This is a genomic window from Chloroflexus sp., from assembly GCF_034432675.1.
Taxonomy (GTDB): domain Bacteria; phylum Chloroflexota; class Chloroflexia; order Chloroflexales; family Chloroflexaceae; genus Chloroflexus.
In genome coordinates, this window is sequence record NZ_DAOUBI010000064.1 from 1 (window position 1) to 18,662 (window position 18,662).

An 18,662-nucleotide genomic window follows, 5' to 3' on the forward strand; every position below is an offset into this window, starting at 1 on the left:
TGCTTGCTACGATCTTAGAGACGGTCAAGAATGAATGAGATAACTGCTCGTAAATGTTTTTTGAAACAGGTTCTAGTGATGGAAAATCCGGCAAAGTGGCGAACGTACAGAATACCGAAGTCCCTGCAACGGATCACACGGTGAAGACAGGAGACGGTCAACATGCTGAAAATTCAGGATCAGGCTTATGACAAGTGGCGTATGGTAGAACTTATTTCATAAAAGCTGTGCTGCCAGACTGTTGCACAGGTACACGAACGCTTGTTAACCACCAACGATTACATATCCTGCTCCCAGGCCGCCGGTATAGCAGCGAGAAATGTTGACGACCATCTCCGGTGCCATCACATACTGGATGGGTTGCCTTACCTAGAACTTATTTCATAAAAAGTTGTACTGTCGCGCTCGAATAACCATCTCCGGTGCCATCACGTGCTGGATTGGTTGCCTTGCTCGCTCATCATCCGCATGTGGCGTCGTTTGGAGTGCGGCAGCATGGCTGCCGCGCCAGCCGTGCTCACGATCTGGTGCGTGCAACGTCGTTGACCCGGATGGTCACGCGGAGGCCGGGTGTGCTCGTCACAAACATGGAATCGAGCGGCAATGAAGAAGATACCTTCTCGTAGATGTTTTTTGAAACAGGTTCTACTCGTCATAAGCGTGGTGCGCGGTGTGGAGTAGCCGTGCTCACGATCCGGCACGTGTCATGTCGTTGACCCTGCTGGTCATGGGGATGCGGTACATGCTCGTTACGAGCATAGAGTCTGTCAGTAATGAATTGAGCGACCTTCTCATAGATGTTTTGTTGAAATAAGTTCTACACGAGACTATCTGCAATCTTACGAACCCACCATATCATCTCAACGTGTGGATCAGACTGCTACGCATGATATGATATGATACCGCGTGTGTCCGCGCAGATTAGACGAGAAGACCATGACCCAACCTGAACCGAATCAAAACCCTCTACCCCAGGTACCAGCACGTACCGCGCCCCCGCCAACCCAATCGCGCAGTTGTCTGAGTCGGCTGATCGGATTCATCGGCTGGTTATTCACCTTAGCCATAGCAGTGGTCCTGGCACTGGTGGTTGCAGGTGGCATTCTCTACTGGGCAGGTGTCGATCTGACCACACCACAGCAAATTCGCGAGGCCAATGCGGGTGTGCAGACACTCCAGGCGCTTACGACCAGCCAGGCGGAGACTATTGGTCAGCTTCAAACTGCTCAGGCCCAGACCCTAAGCGATCTGAATGGTGCACGTGAGCGGATCGATGAACTGGAAGTACAGACTGATGCGCTAGCGACAGCAGCAACAGCCCAGGTCGGCCAGGCGGCCACTGCCGTGGCGCTGGGCCGGGCATTGCAAACAGCGGTTGCTGAAGCGGTTGTCCTGCAAGATCAGTTGGCCGAAGAGCGCGTTCTGGTAGCAGTCGTCGCAACCATTCAGGTACAGCAGAATGAACGCATTCGTGAGGTTGAACTACGAAGTGAACGCCTGATCCGATTTCTGAATCGACTAAGCGACATTGCCGGCGACACGGCGGAGGATGTTACAACACCTACACCACTTGCTACACCATCCGCTTCTCCGACACCGACCAGTACAGTGCAGGTAACACCAACACCTTAATATCAACTCTTGTTCAACAGAGTGTATTGTTCAGGTGTCATATCAGGGTTGGAGTGCCCCCAAACGTGCCATTCGCAAGGAACTGGAGATTCATCAGGGGCGTGGATGCAGAGCAACCTGATGCGACGATGAGGTAGAGGCACGGTGTACCGTACCCCTACCGCCATCAACTGTGGATAGCGAGTCGTGCTTTCTCTGCTACCAGTAGATGGTATCGAGCCGGTCATCCCCTACGGATGCATGCCAAGACTTCCCCCTTTAGGATGAGGTGCCATAGCTGCTGTACGCCACATCGATGATGCTACTCGCGGCCAATAGCTGCTTCGGTCAGTAAACGCACCACCTGTTCAAGAGCACGGCGGGCGCGCGCTAGAGCCAGCGTCATATCGGCCAGAACGGCTTCAGCCAGCATAAAATTGGCCAGATAACTCTGGCGTAATGTTGCGAAGAGGTCTTGCGCTTCTTCGAGACAGGTTTGTGCCTGTTCGAGGGCGTGCTCACTCTCATCACGCTGACGGGCAGCAACCATCGGCCAACGCCCGTCAATCTCGGCACCTCGCACGACAGCCATATGCCGCCGCATACGTTCAAGATCGGCAAGGGCGTCGTACACGGCCCGTTCGGCAGTGACAATCAGCACCCGACACAAATGGACATTACGACCGAGTTCGGCACGTACTTCATCCAGCGTACTCCGGGCTTGAAGGATGGCCTGAGCCGCCTCTTCCGCCACGCGGATCAGTTCCACCCTCTCGGTCTCCAGTTCGGTTGGCCAGCGGCGCGGTATCGTCGGCATAATTCATCGCGCTCCTTCGTGGTCGGCGCAAGTACTCTTCGGCTGCGCGGCGACGCAAGACATTCTCGCCTAACTGCCAGAGAATGATAGGAATACCGGCAGCCACAAAACTTCGCCAAACCAGCTCTTCATAGCGACGCCAGTCAAGGCTGCCAAGGCGACGAGCTGCTAGGGCAACCGGCGCCAGCGAGAGAACGACCCCGCCGGCGACCTCTGCCCATAGGTGATCGGGCAACACTGTTGGGAAACGGTGCTCGATCAACTCGAGTGTGGCTGCGTAGATGGCTGATAGCCCCATAACCTGAAGTGGGAGTCGCACCGCCAGATGATCGGCGTTGGTCACAGCATTCATGGTTGCGTCGCTGTTCACTGTTTGCATTGCAGGGTTCCTTTCGGGTTCTTGTCAGTATCATTTTAATACAGATCACTCGATTTGTCTAGTATTTAGGTTGTTATTGGGTGCTTGTTGGGATGCATGTAATCTACCTCATGAAACTCCTCCTGTGTCGTTTGGTCAATATTTTGACTTGCCAGCGCCGGTTTGATGTTATAATACTACATATTGTAGTAAAATCAAGCTCCCAACGAGAACCCAGAAAGAGGTCTAGACGACTCAAATATTATATGCTATAGTATATGCAGCAACCAAAAACAGCCCAATAAGAACCTTGATAGCTCCCGTTATCGTGTAATGAGGCAGACATGTTACTTGGCACATGGGACGTGACACTCGATGAGGCCGGCAATTTGACGCTCCCTATTCCGCTACGCCCTCTGCTCTTCCCCGGCGTCGTGGTTACCCGTGGGTTCGAGCGCTGTTTGCATCTGTGTCCGGAATCGTTCTGGCGTGGGCTGGCTCGGCGGGTGAGTAGCCTCTCGCTGAGTGGTGCCGACGAACGCTGGCTACGCCGGTTGCTGTTTGCCGATGCCCACATGCTGGCGATTGATGAACAGGCAACTATCGCTCTAAGTGAGTCGTTGCGCCGCTACGCTACTCTGGAACGACACGCAGTGCTGGTCGGTATGGATCAGTATCTGGAGGTGTGGAGTCCTGAACGATGGCAGGAGTGTCAGGTAACCCTTCTGGCTAACGCAGGCCGCTGGTTTCGTCGTGACTGGAGGGTGGTCGGTCTGGCAGAGAGCGGCGTTTCTTTATGATCACATTTACTACAGTACATAGTAGAAAGGAGACCTGATGAGAATGGAGTTCTGATCTGTCTGCTCCAGCGTTGAGGCTGAAGTCCGGAAGACCTTGTTAGACGACGCTTTATCATGATCGTGTTTACTACAATACATAGTAGATATGGAGAACCGAGTACAACCCAGCTCTGATCCGCCCTAGGGCCAGGACTGAAGCCCGGGTTATCACGTCAGGCGGCGCTTTCTGGTGATGTTTGTCTATGCTACTTGCACAGTAGGAGGGAATTTCAATGATGACTCGCTCGCATCCCAATACTCTTCATTCATCACTGTATCGACCAACGGCCAGTGCGGCAATTGCCCGGCAACGGTTACGTCAGACGTTGCAACGTGATCGCCTGACTATCGCCGAGCGGCGACTCGATCAGCAACTACTCAACAGGTTACTAGAGGCTGAAGTACCTCACTCGTCGAGTGAACGATGAAGACAGCCTTTCTGATGGTATATGAGGTCTTGTAGCAGTACAGCTGGAAAACCGCTTTGAGCATTATGTGCCGTTCTGTCGCCAGGTTGTAGTTTGCATTATTCCGCAATAGTTGTGTTGCGTGCGAAGGGCACTGCTTGCACGGTTCGATCAGGTCGGTTCTACACGACAACTCTCGTCTACGCTGAAACCAATACCAACAAACGCTATGCGATTAACATACCAGCCCGTCCTGCTTTCTATAGATTTCAGTTCGTACCAACGTGGTTTCTTCGTGCGTTGGGAGTCGAGCGAAGTGATTGATATTACGCAGAGCCAGATGCCGATGCCGATTGCTGAAGCCGATGTGCCGTTGGTTTTGCGTACACTCGATGTCTTGCAAGATCCGGCATATCCCCACCCCTGGACAGCCGCTCAGGAGATAGCATTTACATTTAGTCAGGCAGAGCAGGATCGTCTCCGTGAACTCAATTTTTGGGATGAAGATAACCGTGCACCGGTTGATTTGCCACGACGGGTCGGGCGACGGCTCTTTCGCGCATTGACGCACGATAAGCGTGGTGCAGAGGCGTTGAAGATTGTGCGAGCCTACGCGCTGGCCGTTGATCGACCGCTCCTGATTTCCTGCCACTTTCATGCTCACACACCGGCCGATGTCGCCCTGGCTGCGTTGCCCTGGGAATTGCTCTGGGCTGATGAGCCAACGCCACTGTTGACGGAGCGCCGTCTGGCGGCGACAATTGAACGACGGTTGAAGCATACCGGTCCACCACCGGCATCGGCTCCAGGACGTGGTGCGCTGCGGATTCTCGCGCTCTCACCACAGGCCGGTATTCCGATGGAACTCCGCCATATCGAGCGAGGTGCGCGTATGCACGCGCTGCAACCTCTGCTCGAACGGAATCTGGCCGAGGTTCGCGAGCTGAGTCCCGTTTCCCGTCGGGAGCTGGAACGTGTGGTCCGCGAGTGGTCGCCTGATGTTATTCACTACTACGGCCACGGTCGCTACGAACAGGGGAGCGGGGCATTGCTCCTTGACCGTGAACGCGGTGGTGAGGAATGGACGCCACCCGATGCACTTGCGGCTGCATTTGGCGGTGTGCAGATGGTTGTGCTCCATGCATGTCAGGGCGCTATGGCAACACCAGGCGCAACCCTGCTCGGCAGTGTTGCACCGGCGCTGAGCATGGCCGGTGTGCCGGTGGTGATTGGGATGCAGTTTACAATTCGTGCCGACGCTGCTACCCGCATTGCCAGTATTGTGTACGCCGGTCTGGCCCAGGGGCGGAGTGTTCAGGAAGCGTTGGCGGCCGCCCGGATTGCCCTGTATGTTGGCGAAACCGATCAGGTGTCGTGGTTTGTGCCGGCACTCTATGTGCGCAGTCGCAGCCACGGTCCTATCTATCTGCGGTCACCCACCGACCAGCCACCGGTTCTTACGCTTGGCACATCTTCATCATCACCGCTTCGCCATCCACCGCATATCCGGCGTTTACGCATTCAAGAGGAATGGGCACGTCAGCGTCTGCAAGTAGATCGACCGTAAGGGAGGCTGCCGGCGCTGTTGAATACATGTCAGGTGAGTCATGTATCAGATTGAATGGCTTGGGATGATACGCAACAATTTCAAGCCTGGTACCCCTGATCGCATCCGTATGGTAGTGTTACACGCCACTGCCGGCACCTATCCTGGTGATCTGAAGTGGCTACGTCAGGGTGGCGCACCAGGTCGTGAAGTGTCTGTGCATTACTACATCAATAAACGCGGACACATTGTGCAACTGGTTGCCGATCACAATATTGCATGGCACGCCGGTGTCAGCCGTTGGGAGGTGGACGGGCGTACCATCTACGGCTGTAACGATGTGTCGATTGGAATTGAGTTAGAGAACCGGAACGATGGTCGAGATCCGTATCCGCCGGAACAGTATGCGGCGGCACGCTGGTTGACTCGCGAGCTGGTGCAGAAATATCAGATTCCAGCAAACCAGGTTGTCCGCCACCTTGATATTGCCCCCGGTCGGAAGACCGATCCGGCAGGTTTCCCCTGGCAACGCTTTGTCAGTGAGGTGTTTGCCGATCTCCCTGGCGCACCGACGATGCCGCCGACCGAGCAGGTACGCCAGCGCATGCTTGATGTCGCCTATCGCGCTGCCGGGAGTGGTCTGCCTGCTATCTGGCCCTTTGCTACCACAGCACGTACCCTCCATCTGGGGATGCCGGTGGCCTCGCTGATCGCCCATCCACCGGCGTCACGTGTTGCATCATCACCGAATGATCGGGAACGCGTGTTGTCACTCCCCGATGGTACCCGCTATCTGGTGGAGGTCTATGCTCGTGATGCGCTCTTCGCAACCGTCGGCCCGGATGACACCCTGCGCCCTGACGAGCCAATTCAGCGATTGCGTGATGTCCCTGCTAGCCCCCAACGTCTGGCGCTCCTCGACGCCGTCTTCCGGGCTGTCGACCCAATCAACGGCTTTCAACCGGGCTGGGCATTTCATCAGTACTTTCTCGACCATGAGGCTGAACTTGGCATGCCAATCAGTCATAACCACCGCCTGACCCTGGCACCGGGATGGCATGTCGCCTGTCAGCACTTCGCCCTCGACAGCCTCTGCTCGCCGGTTGGTCAATGGCAGGTGATCTACCATCTGAGTGACATTCGACGTGCTGCGGCAGACCAGATGATTCTTCCCGGTCTGAGTCGTGAGCGAGCCGGGCAACTGGCGAATCTCCTGCTTGATGATCTCTTTGCCCTGCGTACCGGTCGGCGGTATCAGGCTGAGGCGGCACTTGTGCGGTACGCGCTTGACGAAGAGCTGGGAGCACCGCTTGGTCCACCCGAAACAGATGTCGTTGATGGCATCCCCATTGCATTGATGTCGTTTGCCCTCGATGTGGTGGCCTGTCGCCTGCCGGCACTAGACTGGCCACTCGACCGGCCACTGCCACCGGGCAATCCGTTCGGTCGTCTCACCGCATTGCTCGGTTCACACCGTCAGGGCGTATCCGGTGTTATCCGATTATCGCGGATGCCCAATGTCCGCTCACTCACGGTGATGAAGGAAACCCCATTGGTGGGATCATCCCGACCTGATCGCCCGTTCATCGATGTCAGTCTCTTTGCCGGTGACGGTGAGGTGCGCCGACGAGCGATTGATACCATCATTGTTGTTCCAACGCCAGGACCGGCGAGCCTGGCCTTGACGCAGGCGCATACCGCTGCGCGCTGGCACTACTATGTCGATCATACCGGCATGGTCTTTCGGTTGCGCCATGAACGCTATGTTGCGCGTGCTGCCCGTGGTATCGGCCTCCCGGCCGAGCAGCTCGATCAGCGGGCACTGGTCATCGCTGTTGAGGGTGAACTTGACCATGCCCCACCAACACTATGCAAAGCAGTCAAGGCACTCATTCAAGTACTCTGCCGGCATTTTCGGATTAGCAGCAATCGGATACACGTAGGCGAAATAACCATGCATTCGTAGGCAGCAAACTGTTTATCGCAACATCACAGGAATCATATGCAGTCAACTGCTTCTTCGTTTCACACCCGCGTCCCGATCAACATCAAGTTGATCGGATTGGGTGGATGTGGTGGGAATCTGGTCAGTACGCTGAAACTCCAGAACGATCAGGTGGATCTGATCGTTGCCAATACCGATTTGCAAGACCTGGCAGGGCGTATCACTATTCCAACCCGTATCTTGCTCGGCCCACAGCAGACCGCCGGAAAAGGGGCGGGTGGCCGACCTGAGGTCGGGGCTGCCGCAACTGTCGAAAGCGAGCCAATGCTGGCGAAGGCATTGAGTGGCGCCGATCTGGTTGTGATTGTCGCCGGTATGGGTGGTGGTACCGGTACTGGTGCCGCGCCGGTGGTCGCCCGGTTTGCCCGGCAACTCGGAGCATTGACCCTGGCCTTTGTCACGATGCCGTTTCAGGTCGAAAAGGGACAGCGGAGCCGGATTGCCGAACAGGGACTTGCCAGGGTGAGCAAAGAGGCTGATGCTGTGGTTGTGGTTTCCAATCAAAAGATTTTGAATTTTGTCGATCCGCGGACAACCCTATCGGTTGCCCTGACGTACAGCAATACCATTTTAGCGACTGCAATTAGCGGTGTGATCGATCAGCTCTCCCTCCCCTCACTAATGCAGCTCGATTTTTCTCATGTGCGGCAGACCCTCAGTCAGGCCGGACAAACGATGCTTGGGATTGGGAGTGCAACGGGAAGTGATGCTGCCCAGCGGGCGATGCAGCTCGCGCTGAAATGTGATTTGCTCGAAGGAAATCTACAAAAAGCTCGCCGTGTCTTCGTTTCGATCATTGGCGGCAGTAGTCTGGGTCTGATCGATGTCCATCAGGCGATTGAGCAGATCCATCGTGTGGTTGCAAATGAGATCGATCTGGTCATCGGTGTTGCCACCTCACCACTGGCGTCGCACCGGGATCGTGTTCGGGTAACGCTCATTGCCAGTGAGGTGGCTTCCTTTCATCAGTCGCTCTCCTCTGCGCAGGCCAATCCGAAACCACCTGTCACGCATACGATCTGCAATAACGATCTACCACCATTTTTGAAATTGCACCGACGAGGTTGTTTATGATTCTCCATCTCTGTCCAAATGATCCCCTGGTCTCCCTGGTGTACGACCTGTTTGGAGCTAACGCCGTGCGGGTGCCCGATGCGCGCATTCGCCCATTGTCGGTGGTTATTCATCGGGATAATCGGAGCGTGTTTCGTGGTTCGTTGTTGCCGCTCCTTACCGACTCCAGCCCATTGAGTGTGCAGCCTGCGGTGTCGCAATTGATTGATATCAGTGGTCGGCGTTCGCGCCGGATCAGCCTCGACCTTGGCTTGCACATTCTGCGTGGGTTTCTGTACGGCTTCGGCATACCGACAGCCAGTCTGGCGACTTCGATCCAGGGTGCAGCAACAGTTTCGTTCTCATTTCCCACTGCCATGCGTGTGGCCTACGATGTCAATGCGTTGGGCTGGGCATTGGCCGGTCGTGCCATTGATCGCTCGAATCCGGCAGCAGCGGTGCTGTTCGAGCAGACACCCTACGAGCTGCTTTTGATCGACTCGGTGCTCACCAGTCGTCATATCACGATCACCCTGAGCGGAAGCAAAGGCCAGCGGCTCAATGTCGATATTGATGCGCTACGGCAGATGCTCAGCGATCTCGGTGGACAGGTTGGCGTAAGTGGTGATTCCGAACTTGAGGTAACGCTGGCCAGCCCCCACGACTTGACCTTCGCCTTTTCGTGCGTCCGCCTCTTTTTCGACGACGAGGGCTTTATTACCGCTATTCCCCCCGATCTTAATCGGCGGGTGTTGGGAAGTACCGGCGGACTTACAGTACGGTATACGCCTGACCGGGTGCTCCTCAGTGCCCAGCCTGGCTTATTGGTATGGGATCGCCTGCCAACAATCTCGCCGGAACAGCCTCATTCCGCCCGTCGCTAGCGTCCGTCAGGTGTGGGCGCGATCAAAAGCAGAGCGATTCAGGCGGCAACGCGCATGCGCTTCCTACTGTCAACGAGTATGACATGCACCGCACATCAGGCTATACTGGCGGGGAGTCGGGGCAGCATACCAACTCTTGCCCCATCCGCTGCATCACGGCCCGGCATCAGATATGGGACGGGTTTAGAACCCACCCCTACGGACGGTGCACACACCTGTTCTCATCGCCATGCGAGAGATACGGCGGATAAGGAGGGGGCGAGAAGGTATGTCGTGGATCACGTGCCAAATTTGTCTCATTAATTGTAAACCGTTCCTGCGCTGCTGACGAACTGCCGGCCACACGGTCGTGGTATTCTCAACCGGCAAATGTAACAACTACTACTCGACCTGGACGATAGTGAAGGAGGATTACCAGAAAGCGTCGCCCATCAGGGTAACAATTCGCGCATGGTCAAGGGTCTAAGATGATGCAAACACGACCACCTCTTGATAGGAGAACAGCAACGTGATACCCTGTAATTGGGCAGCGCAGGGGGTATCATATCCTGAGGAGGCGGTAGTGAAATGGCGACGGATCAATATAAGTAAGGTTCGCGAACTCATACAGCAACTCTCTTTTCAAGAGAAGTTGTACTTACTCAATGATCTGACAATGCAGGTAATCCAACAATCGTCCTCAGGAGTGACAACTCCAGAACCGCGACCACTCCCAGGCATCCATCTTGAAACATGGCCAAACAACCTGCCTCTTCGGCGTGAAGAATTGTATGATGATCGCGGACGCTGATCCAATCTTCCTGGACACAAATATTTTGGTGTACGCCAGTGTGGATACTTCACTGTTCTACGATCTCGCTCGGGCGGCGATTACGGCTTTCGAGGCGCGTCACACGCCACTATTGATTAGTCGTCAAGTCCTACGGGAATATTTGGCGACGTTAGCTCGTCCACACATCGGTATTCCAATCACTGAACTAACTGCTGCGGTACGCCAGTTTGCGGTGCGCTTTCACATTGCCGAGGAAGGCCATGAGTCACAACCCAACTTCTTACACTGCTCGAAAAGGGCTATAGCAGACAAATCCACGATACAAATATCGTCGCCACAATGCAGGCATTCGGGATAAAGCGGATTCTGACGAATAATCCAGATGATTTTGCACCTTTCGCATCCCTGATTACAGTGATACCACTCCTATCGTTGGCATCCCAACTGCCAGAGCAGGCAGAATAGAACCTATTTCAAAAACATCTACTAGAAGGTATCTCATTCATTTCTGACAGACACATGATCAGACGAGTACACACATCATCCCCGTGACCAGCAGGATCAACGTCATGACACGTGCCGGATCGTGAGCACGGCTGGCGCGGCAGCCACACTGCGGCACTCCACAGGCTGCGACACGCACATGACAAACGGACAAGATAACCAATCCAACGAGTGATGGGACTGACGATGGTCATCAGCCCTCCTCGCTGCGATACCAACAGACTGGGAGCAGGATATGCAGTCTTTGGTGATTGGCAAGCGTTCATGAGCCGGTGTAACCGTCTGACAGCACAATAGCACAGCTTTATGAGATACGTTCTCATGATGATGAATCATCTCGGCGAGGATGCACCGGATATGTGCTTATCCTTTACCAGCCACCCCTTCTGCAACGATCCGTGGGTGTTATCGTATGATTTCGTAGGGGCGGGTTCTAAACCCGCCCCTACGGACGGTGCATGGGACTGTTCTCATCGCCATACGAGGGATGCGACGAACGAGGAGGTATCGAAAAGATATGTCGTGGATCACGTGCCACGCAGTAGATTAGATGTGATATAACACCACGCGACGTTGTGATGAAGACATAGCCTCTATAGTAAGCGACGCGGGTATGGTGGTCAGCCACCATTGTCCCGCGTCGGTTGTCGCAAACCCGCGCTCTTCTGACACAGGTGTCATTTCCAGTTTCAAACAGGCATCTGTTACCATCACGAATGCGGTGCCCGATTCCGGGCCGTCCGAATCCAGTCACGCGGTTTGATGCCGAGTAGTAGCCGGATGTAGAGCCACAGCTTCCAGATCACAAAGAGCGGGGTGAAGAGTAACGAGCGGTAAACCGGCCACGGTGCCTTCACCAGGATCAGCCCACTGAGAATGTACACAACCTGACCCAGCAACACAAAACCGGCCAGCGCGAGTGCTGCTGGGTCACCCAGGATGAGGGCGATCAGCAAGAGCAGTACACTGGCCCCGGTAACCACCGAAAAGGGTGGGATCAGTTGCTCGATGGCCGCATCGATCAGCAAAAAGCTCCGTCGGCGTAACCCTTCGCGCAGCAGTTGCGGCACATAATGGCGCACCATCTCCATCCGCCCGCGCTCCCAGCGTTCATTTTGGGTTTGGGCGGACTTCAGGCTATCGGGCATCTCGGCCCACACCACGGCATCGGGCGCAAACATGGCGTGTTCACCGGCCAGAATCAGCCGCATGTGGTACTCAATATCTTCCGTCAGCGAGGCTGTCCAGCGCTGCTGCCGTAGAATATCGGCGGCAAAGACCATCCCATTGCCCTTCAGACCGGTCGAACCACCAAGCACCATGCGGCCCAGAGGGCGGAGGTAGTGCAGGACAATCAAGGCCACCGCACGGATTCCGGCACTCCATGCGCCTTCGGGTTGACGTACCGCGTAGTAAGCCTGGATGACTCGTTCACCCTGGGCCAGCCGGGCATCCATCACCCGTAGAAAATTGGTCGAGACTACCGTGTCGGCATCGAGAATGACGACCGCATCGTGCGGTTCCTGGCGCAACCAGATTTGCTGCAACAACCATTCCAGCGCGTACCCCTTGCCACGCAGTGTCTGATCGAATCGTTCGTGGACGATGGCACCATGCGCGGCAGCAACCGCGGCAGTCTGATCCGAGCAATTATCGGCAACGACGTGTACGGTGTAGAGTTCACGCGGATAGTCAAGTTGTTGCAGATTGGTCAGCAGATCGGGCAACAGGCGCTCTTCATTGTGCGCCGGTATCATGATCACAAAGCGCGTGGTGGGATGCGGACGAAGCGTCGTTGTGCGCCGGGCGAAAAAGGCTGCTCCGGTGAGCAGCAGAAGATAGGCCACCATCCCTGCCAGCACAATCCCGCTGACCCAGAAGATCACCGTCAACAAGCCCCACATCAACGACATCATAGTCGCTCCTTATGCTTACCCGACAGCAGCTCAACACCGACTTCGGTCAGCGTATCGTAGAGAAAATCGGTCAGACGCACGGCATAATGATCGAGGTTCATCTCCTCTTCAACCCGCCGGCGCCCGGCGCGACCCATACGGGCTGCCTTCTCCGGTTCGGCAAGGAGATGTTCAATCGCTTTCCGCAGGGCATTCGGATCGCGTGGTGGTACGTACAGACCGGTTTCCCCCTCAACGACAACATCGGTCTGGCCGGGTGTTGCCGTACAGATAACAGCCCGCTCCATCGCCATTGCTTCCAGAATAGCCGTTACTCCGGCCTGAAACTCTACCGGTTCGAGCGGCATCACCAGAAATCGGCTATCGCTGTAGAGCTGGCGTAATTCGTATTGACTGAACTTCTGGACACGCACATTGGATGGAATCGGCTGGTTCCGGGTGGTATCTCTCTGTTTCGACCACGGGCTGGCAGCAGCCACGACCACATCTGCATCGAGACCATCAACAGCACGCAGGAGAGTCGGGTAATCACGCCGTTCCAGCCCAACTGCGCAAATCTGTGGGCGTGGGGTCGGGCGCGGCGGTGCGTGACGGGGATGAAAAAACCGGTCGTCAACCATAAATGGGGTAAACGGCACTCGTTTAACGGGCAGGCCCCATCGTTGGGTGATAAATCGCTGCTGCCACGTTGAATAGACCATAAAACGGTCAATGTGAGTATGGACAGCAAAACGATCAAGAAAGATCATCTTCTTCGGCACCGATAACACGTGGACAATCATCAGATGGCGGGGCCGCCGGTTGGGCGTAAAATATTTGAGCAGGGCTGCCAGCGGCAAACCAACCTGTTCGCCGTCGGTGACAATCGCCTGATAGCGATGACGACGGGTAAAACAGGCCCAGGCCAGCAGCAAATTCGGCCCTCCCAGGCGCTCAAACAGACGACCGACCAGTCCGCTGGTCTCGCGTGCAATCCGATAATCAATCAAATCGGCGCCGAAGTGACGGGCCAGTTCAAGATAATCGGCGCACGGGCGCCGACCGGCAGCAATCTGCTGTTCAAGATCAGATGGAATAATGCCTGAAACGGTAAGCAAAACCTGATTCACGCCGGAATCCTCTCTTGCATACGGGCCAGATCAACCTCACCCTTGATCAAATCCAACAATCGCCCGGCATTGTGACGGGCATCATACATACGTGACACGTGGATCGTTGCCCGCTCGCCGAACCGCAATCGCTCGTCGGGACGGGTGATCAGGCGACGCAGGGCCTCGGTGAGCGCGTTCAGATCGCCAGCCGGGATCAATAAGCCTGTCTCACCGTCACGAACAATTTCGGGAATAGCTGCGACACGGGTCGTCACTGCCGGCAAACCGGCTGCCGCCGCTTCCGAAAGCACCATTGGCAGACAATCGCCGAACGTTGGTAAGGCAAAAATATCGGCCTGGTGGTAGAGCGCTTTCAGCGGAGCACTGTTCGGTTGCATCCCGTGATACACAAACACCCCCGGCTCGTCCGGCACCTGGTCTTTGGTCACCAGATGCAGTTCAACACCGAGCGGGCGCAGTGCCCGGAAGGCTTCAATCAGCAGCAGCCCCCCTTTGCGTTCGAGATTGGCTCCCACAAACAGAATTTTTACCGGCCCCTCGTGGCGGGTACGCGGCGTCGGGCGTTGCCATTCATGCACATTCACGCCGGGCGGGATGACGGTAATCTTATCTGCCGGCACACCGTAGCCCTCGATCAGGCCATCTTTTGCCCACTGGCTCCAGGTGACCAGATGGCGGGCCAGTTGAAAGCAGCGTCGGTTGAGCTGCCATTTAATCCGTTCCAGCCAGGGCGGGCCTGGATCATGCTGATAGTACGGGCCGAGCTGATCGTACTGTAACGGCGTGGCATCGAGCGAGACGATGCCGGGGTAGCGCTGCAACCAATCGGCGGCCAGCACAGCCGGCACCTGCGTATGAAAAAAGAGCGCATCAAGGGTTGTGTGTCTGGTCAGTCGACGCAATGAGCGGTGCGCCCGCAGACCGGCACGTACCGTCCAGTTGCTTTTGTAGAGCGGTATACGCGCTGCCAGACCATGGGTCTCGAACGGAATGAGTGCCCAGTGCGGTCGGACATCAGGATCATTGCTGATATTCGCCTGCAAGTTTTTGGCGTGAGTCACATGCCCCAGGGCCTGTTCGAGCACAAAGCCGATGTTGTAGAGCGCTGAACCGTTCATAGCGTTTCCTGATTCGAATCTTCAGAGTGTTCCTGCGCAACGCAAAGGAAACCGCGATTTACGTTGAGTATAACGGAGAGGTATAACCTTAGTGTTAATGAAATGGGTGATACGTTTGCAATGTTGTCATATCAATCTGGAAAAAATACACTTATGAGGCTAGTAGATTGTTGAGACAGGCTGCGGAGTCTGGTCTGGTAGGTGAAGGCAGTATCTTTGCATACACAACGGTTTGTTGGCAGATCACGATGGCAATCTTTACCTCTGTGTTATGACAATTCAGGTTGCCACCTATGCTGTGAGCAGACTACGAAAGACTACCTGCTATGATGAACGGCATGATGTTGCGCACAACATTGGGCAGCGTACCTGACCGGTATGAATCGTTTGGGTCGCAGCCAATTCCGTAAACGCACTACGTCACACACATCTGTTATGCTCATCCTCTGTGTCTCTGTGGTGATATAAGGTGACACCCTGGGTGACGATCTATCCGTGTTCATCCGCCCAATCCGCGTCCATCCGTGTTCCACCGCTCCCCCGTCGCGCTCAACGACCCGCACCGCTGTAGTGACGTAAGGTGGCAACCTGGGTTATGATACAACTGACATCTCGCTTCCTGATCAACAGAGGAACCGGCATGCGCCTTCGTCTCGTGACCGTTATTTTGCTAACCGGAATGATGGTGGCCTGTTCAGCACCACCGGCACCAACGCCTACCCCCATTCCGCCGGCCCCAACGCCGATCCTGCTTGAACAGGATGTAACCTTTGCCGAATTCGGGTTGCGTTTACGCTTGCCGGCAGGCTGGCAGAGTCGGTTAGAGGCCAACACCCTGCGGATTGCGGCGACGGCAACAGCGCTCGATGCAACGGTGATTGATGCTCCGCTGTTGTTGATCGACACCACGACAGTCCCGGCGTTTACGGCGCAATATGGCACAGCCAATCCCGAAACCGTCTTCGAGCTGGCCAGCAGTACAATCCAATCGTCTGGGTATACGATTGCACCGACACAACCAATCCGCCTGGGCAACGCTCAGGGATTGCAGGCCGATGTCAGTGGTACCAGTGGCCGCGGACGCCTGCTGGTGCTGGTTGATGACACTCGCATCGTGCGGATTCTGGCCCAGGCCGCCGACGATCAGTGGGAGCGCGAAGCAGCAACTATCGATCAGATATTCGCAAGTATTGAACTCTTGCCGCTGGCTATCCCGACGCCAACCCCACTCGCCCTGGCCGCCCAGCCGCAGATCGTCCGTACAGGGCCACCCGGCTTTGTACTACGGCTCGGTGGCCGCAGCGGCCCGGCGAATAGCCGCTTTATCGCGGCCCGTGGCCTGGCCGCAGCGCCCGATGGCACGATTTACCTTGCCGAAAGTGGGCGTGGTGTGTGGGTCTTCGCCCCTGACGGCACCCTACGCACCACATTTGGCGCCGATGATCTGCTCGACGCCTACGATGTCGCCCTTAGCCCAAATGGCGATCTCTACGTCGCCGATTACGGGCGCAATGCTATCGTGCGCTTCAGCGCGACAGGCGATCTGATCGGGCGTTGGGGTGGGCACGGCGATGCGCCCGACCAGTTTGGGCTATCGGCACCGCAACGCATTGCGGTTGGGAGTGATGGTACCGTCTATGCTATCGATACCCGACCCGGTCCCGACGGACTGGCCGTCAGCAGTATTGTACGTTTCAATGCTGATGGTCGATTGATTGAACGGATCACGCTTCCGGCTGATCTGGCGCCCGCCGATCTGGTGGTTGACCAAAGCGGTGTGCTGTACCTGGCAGAGAGTTTTGCCGGCGCGATTGTCAAACTGGCTCCCGATGGCAGTGTACTGGCACGCTTCGGCGACCCGGCTGACCCAACCCTGCTGGCGGGGCCGGTTCTCGACCTTGATCGTGCCGGCTATCTATACCTCGCTACCTATGCCGGTACCATTCTCCGGCTAGCTCCCGATGGCACAATTGTGGCCCGTGGCGGGGCACCGGCTACACCCGGCAGCATCCCCAATCCCGGCGAGATCAGTCTGCCCAACGGGATCGTTGCTGCACCGGGTGGCGTGGTCTGGATCAGCGACAACAGTGGCGAATACAGCGCGATCTCAGCCTTCCGCTTGCAGACCGACGAGGCAGCCATGGCAACCGCGCTGGCCCTGGCACCGACACCAGCCGCCCCAACCGGTGACATCATCCGGCAGTGGGCAAGCGCAGCCACTGCCAGCAGCTTCTACGCACCTGACTATGATCCAGCCGGTGCCGTTGGCCCGCCTGATGTCACGGAATGTCAGGACAGCCCCAATGCCTGGGCACCGGCAACTCCCGGCAGTCGTGAGACGTTGACGGTCACCTTCGCCGATCCGGTCTTTGCTACCGGCCTGATCATTCACCAGAATCATCAACCCGGCTACATCACGCTGGTCGAAGTGATTGATGAGCAAGGGACAGTGCGCGTCGTCTATCGGGCCGATCCGACACCGGCACCCGAATGTCCATTTGTTCAGACCATCACCTTTGAACAAACCCTGACCCGAATTGTCAATGCGCGTATCACCATCGATCAGCGTGATGGAAGCTGGAACGAGATCGACGCTGTCGCCCTGCTGGGTGTGCCATAAATCAAATATCGAGACCGATGTCGAGCGCACGCACCGAATGAGTCAGTGCGCCAACCGAGATATAATCAACACCAGTTTCGGCAATTGCACGCACGGTCTGCAACGTCACGCCACCACTGGCTTCAGTTTTGGCGCACCCGGCAACAGCCTGTACCGCCAGCCGCAACTGATCAGGCGGCATGTTATCGAGCAAGATCAGATCGGCCCCGGCCTCGGCAGCAATCGTTGCTGCCGCCACACTCTCGACTTCAACTTCAAGCCGCACCATCGGCCCAAGCTGCCGGCGCACGTGCCTGATCGCCCCGGCCAGATCGATCCCCTGGGCAGCCAGAATCGCCAGATGGTTGTCTTTCAACATCACCCCATCGTACAGGCCAAACCGATGATTGTAGCCACCACCTACCCGCACAGCGTATTTCTCTAGGGCACGCAGACCAGGTGTTGTCTTCCGGGTATCGAGAATCTTCGCCTGCGTGCCGGCTATTGCGGCAACGTACTGCGCAGTCAGCGTGGCAATCCCGCTCAGCCGCTGCAACAGATTGAGCGCCACCCGTTCACCGGTGAGAATACTGCGCGCCGAACCGGTAATCGTTGCCAGAGTTGTACCGGCAGAAACAGTCGCCCCCTCGGCAACGTGGCATAACACGACGACCCCAGGATCAAGCTGGCGAAAAACGGCAATCACGACCGGCAGCCCGGCCACCACACCGGCCTCGCGCACCACAACCTGTGCAGAACTCTGCACTGTCGCCGGAATAGCGGTCAAGGTGGTCAGATCGCCACCACCAACATCTTCGGCCAGCGCCTGCGCGACCACGGCGTCAACGATATGACGGGGAAGTTCCATGATGACATCCTTTACTACAACCCGATCCTCCGACGGTATTGTATCCGATGATAGTCATCGCACCGTGAGGTTAGCAGCGCATGATGTAATCCAGGTTGCTACCTTACATCACCACAGCGGTGCGGGTCGTTGAGCGCGACGGGGGAGGGCTAGAACACGGAATGGACGCGGATTGGGCGGATGCACGCGGATAGATCGTCACCCAAGGTGCTCCCTTCTATCACCACAGCGACACGGAGGATGGGCATACCAG

14 protein-coding genes are annotated in these 18,662 nt (G+C 56.3%); 8 read left to right on the plus strand and 6 right to left on the minus strand.

The window, feature by feature from the left end; genetic code table 11:
* The first annotated feature begins 936 nt into the window (after positions 1-936).
* Complete coding sequence (locus VAE55_RS05175) at positions 937-1,632, plus strand: hypothetical protein (protein WP_322814740.1); 696 nt, start codon at positions 937-939, stop codon at positions 1,630-1,632.
* A gap of 301 nt (positions 1,633-1,933) precedes the next feature.
* Here VAE55_RS05175 and VAE55_RS05180 read toward each other — a convergent pair whose 3' ends face one another.
* Both VAE55_RS05180 and VAE55_RS05185 read right to left on the minus strand, forming a co-directional pair.
* A complete protein-coding gene (locus VAE55_RS05180; RefSeq protein ID WP_322814741.1) occupies positions 1,934-2,380 on the minus strand; it encodes a hypothetical protein in 447 nt (148 codons plus the stop codon).
* On the minus strand, positions 2,313-2,780 hold the full coding sequence (locus tag VAE55_RS05185; protein WP_322814742.1) for a hypothetical protein: 468 nt from the start codon (positions 2,778-2,780) through the stop codon (positions 2,313-2,315). The genes VAE55_RS05180 and VAE55_RS05185 overlap by 68 nt, the downstream gene beginning before the upstream one ends.
* Before the next feature lie 350 nt (positions 2,781-3,130).
* On the opposite strand from VAE55_RS05185, the gene VAE55_RS05190 reads away from it, so the two are divergent.
* The 6 genes from VAE55_RS05190 to VAE55_RS05215 all read left to right on the plus strand — a co-directional run bounded on the left by VAE55_RS05190 (position 3,131) and on the right by VAE55_RS05215 (position 9,520).
* Positions 3,131-3,586: a division/cell wall cluster transcriptional repressor MraZ gene (locus VAE55_RS05190; protein WP_322814743.1), complete on the plus strand. Its 456-nt coding sequence runs from the start codon at positions 3,131-3,133 to the stop codon at positions 3,584-3,586.
* A gap of 272 nt (positions 3,587-3,858) precedes the next feature.
* Positions 3,859-4,053, plus strand: coding sequence for a hypothetical protein (locus tag VAE55_RS05195; RefSeq protein WP_322814744.1), 195 nt, complete (start codon positions 3,859-3,861; stop codon positions 4,051-4,053).
* 208 nt (positions 4,054-4,261) lie between these two features.
* The gene (locus tag VAE55_RS05200; protein WP_322814745.1) at positions 4,262-5,599 is read left to right on the plus strand and encodes a CHAT domain-containing protein; all 1,338 of its coding nucleotides are present in this window, start codon (positions 4,262-4,264) and stop codon (positions 5,597-5,599) included.
* 40 nt (positions 5,600-5,639) lie between these two features.
* Complete coding sequence (locus VAE55_RS05205; RefSeq protein WP_322814746.1) at positions 5,640-7,544, plus strand: N-acetylmuramoyl-L-alanine amidase; 1,905 nt, start codon at positions 5,640-5,642, stop codon at positions 7,542-7,544.
* Between the two features lie 36 nt (positions 7,545-7,580).
* A complete protein-coding gene (locus tag VAE55_RS05210; RefSeq protein WP_322814747.1) occupies positions 7,581-8,657 on the plus strand; it encodes a cell division protein FtsZ in 1,077 nt (358 codons plus the stop codon).
* Complete coding sequence (locus tag VAE55_RS05215) at positions 8,654-9,520, plus strand: hypothetical protein (RefSeq protein WP_322814748.1); 867 nt, start codon at positions 8,654-8,656, stop codon at positions 9,518-9,520. Before VAE55_RS05210 ends, VAE55_RS05215 begins: the two co-directional genes overlap by 4 nt.
* Positions 9,521-11,506: 1,986 nt before the next feature.
* On the opposite strand, the gene VAE55_RS05220 is transcribed toward VAE55_RS05215, so the two are convergent.
* Genes VAE55_RS05220 through VAE55_RS05230 form a run of 3 tightly spaced genes read right to left on the minus strand, consistent with a single transcriptional unit; the run spans position 11,507 to position 14,942 of the window.
* Entirely contained in the window at positions 11,507-12,712 is a 1,206-nt protein-coding gene (locus VAE55_RS05220) for a glycosyltransferase family 2 protein (RefSeq protein ID WP_322814749.1), read from the minus strand.
* On the minus strand, positions 12,709-13,821 hold the full coding sequence (locus tag VAE55_RS05225; RefSeq protein ID WP_322814750.1) for a glycosyltransferase family 4 protein: 1,113 nt from the start codon (positions 13,819-13,821) through the stop codon (positions 12,709-12,711). Before VAE55_RS05225 ends, VAE55_RS05220 begins: the two co-directional genes overlap by 4 nt.
* Positions 13,818-14,942 (minus strand): glycosyltransferase family 4 protein, encoded by a 1,125-nt coding sequence (locus VAE55_RS05230; RefSeq protein ID WP_322814751.1) that lies wholly within the window; start codon positions 14,940-14,942, stop codon positions 13,818-13,820. The genes VAE55_RS05225 and VAE55_RS05230 overlap by 4 nt, the downstream gene beginning before the upstream one ends.
* 640 nt (positions 14,943-15,582) lie before the next feature.
* Here VAE55_RS05230 and VAE55_RS05235 point away from each other — a divergent pair.
* The gene (locus VAE55_RS05235) at positions 15,583-17,562 is read left to right on the plus strand and encodes a hypothetical protein (protein ID WP_322814752.1); all 1,980 of its coding nucleotides are present in this window, start codon (positions 15,583-15,585) and stop codon (positions 17,560-17,562) included.
* 1 nt (position 17,563) lies between these two features.
* Here the strand turns inward: VAE55_RS05235 and nadC are convergent, their stop codons facing one another.
* Positions 17,564-18,409, minus strand: a complete 846-nt coding sequence (gene nadC, locus VAE55_RS05240; RefSeq protein WP_322814753.1) for a carboxylating nicotinate-nucleotide diphosphorylase — start codon at positions 18,407-18,409, stop codon at positions 17,564-17,566.
* Positions 18,410-18,662: the final 253 nt, after the last annotated feature.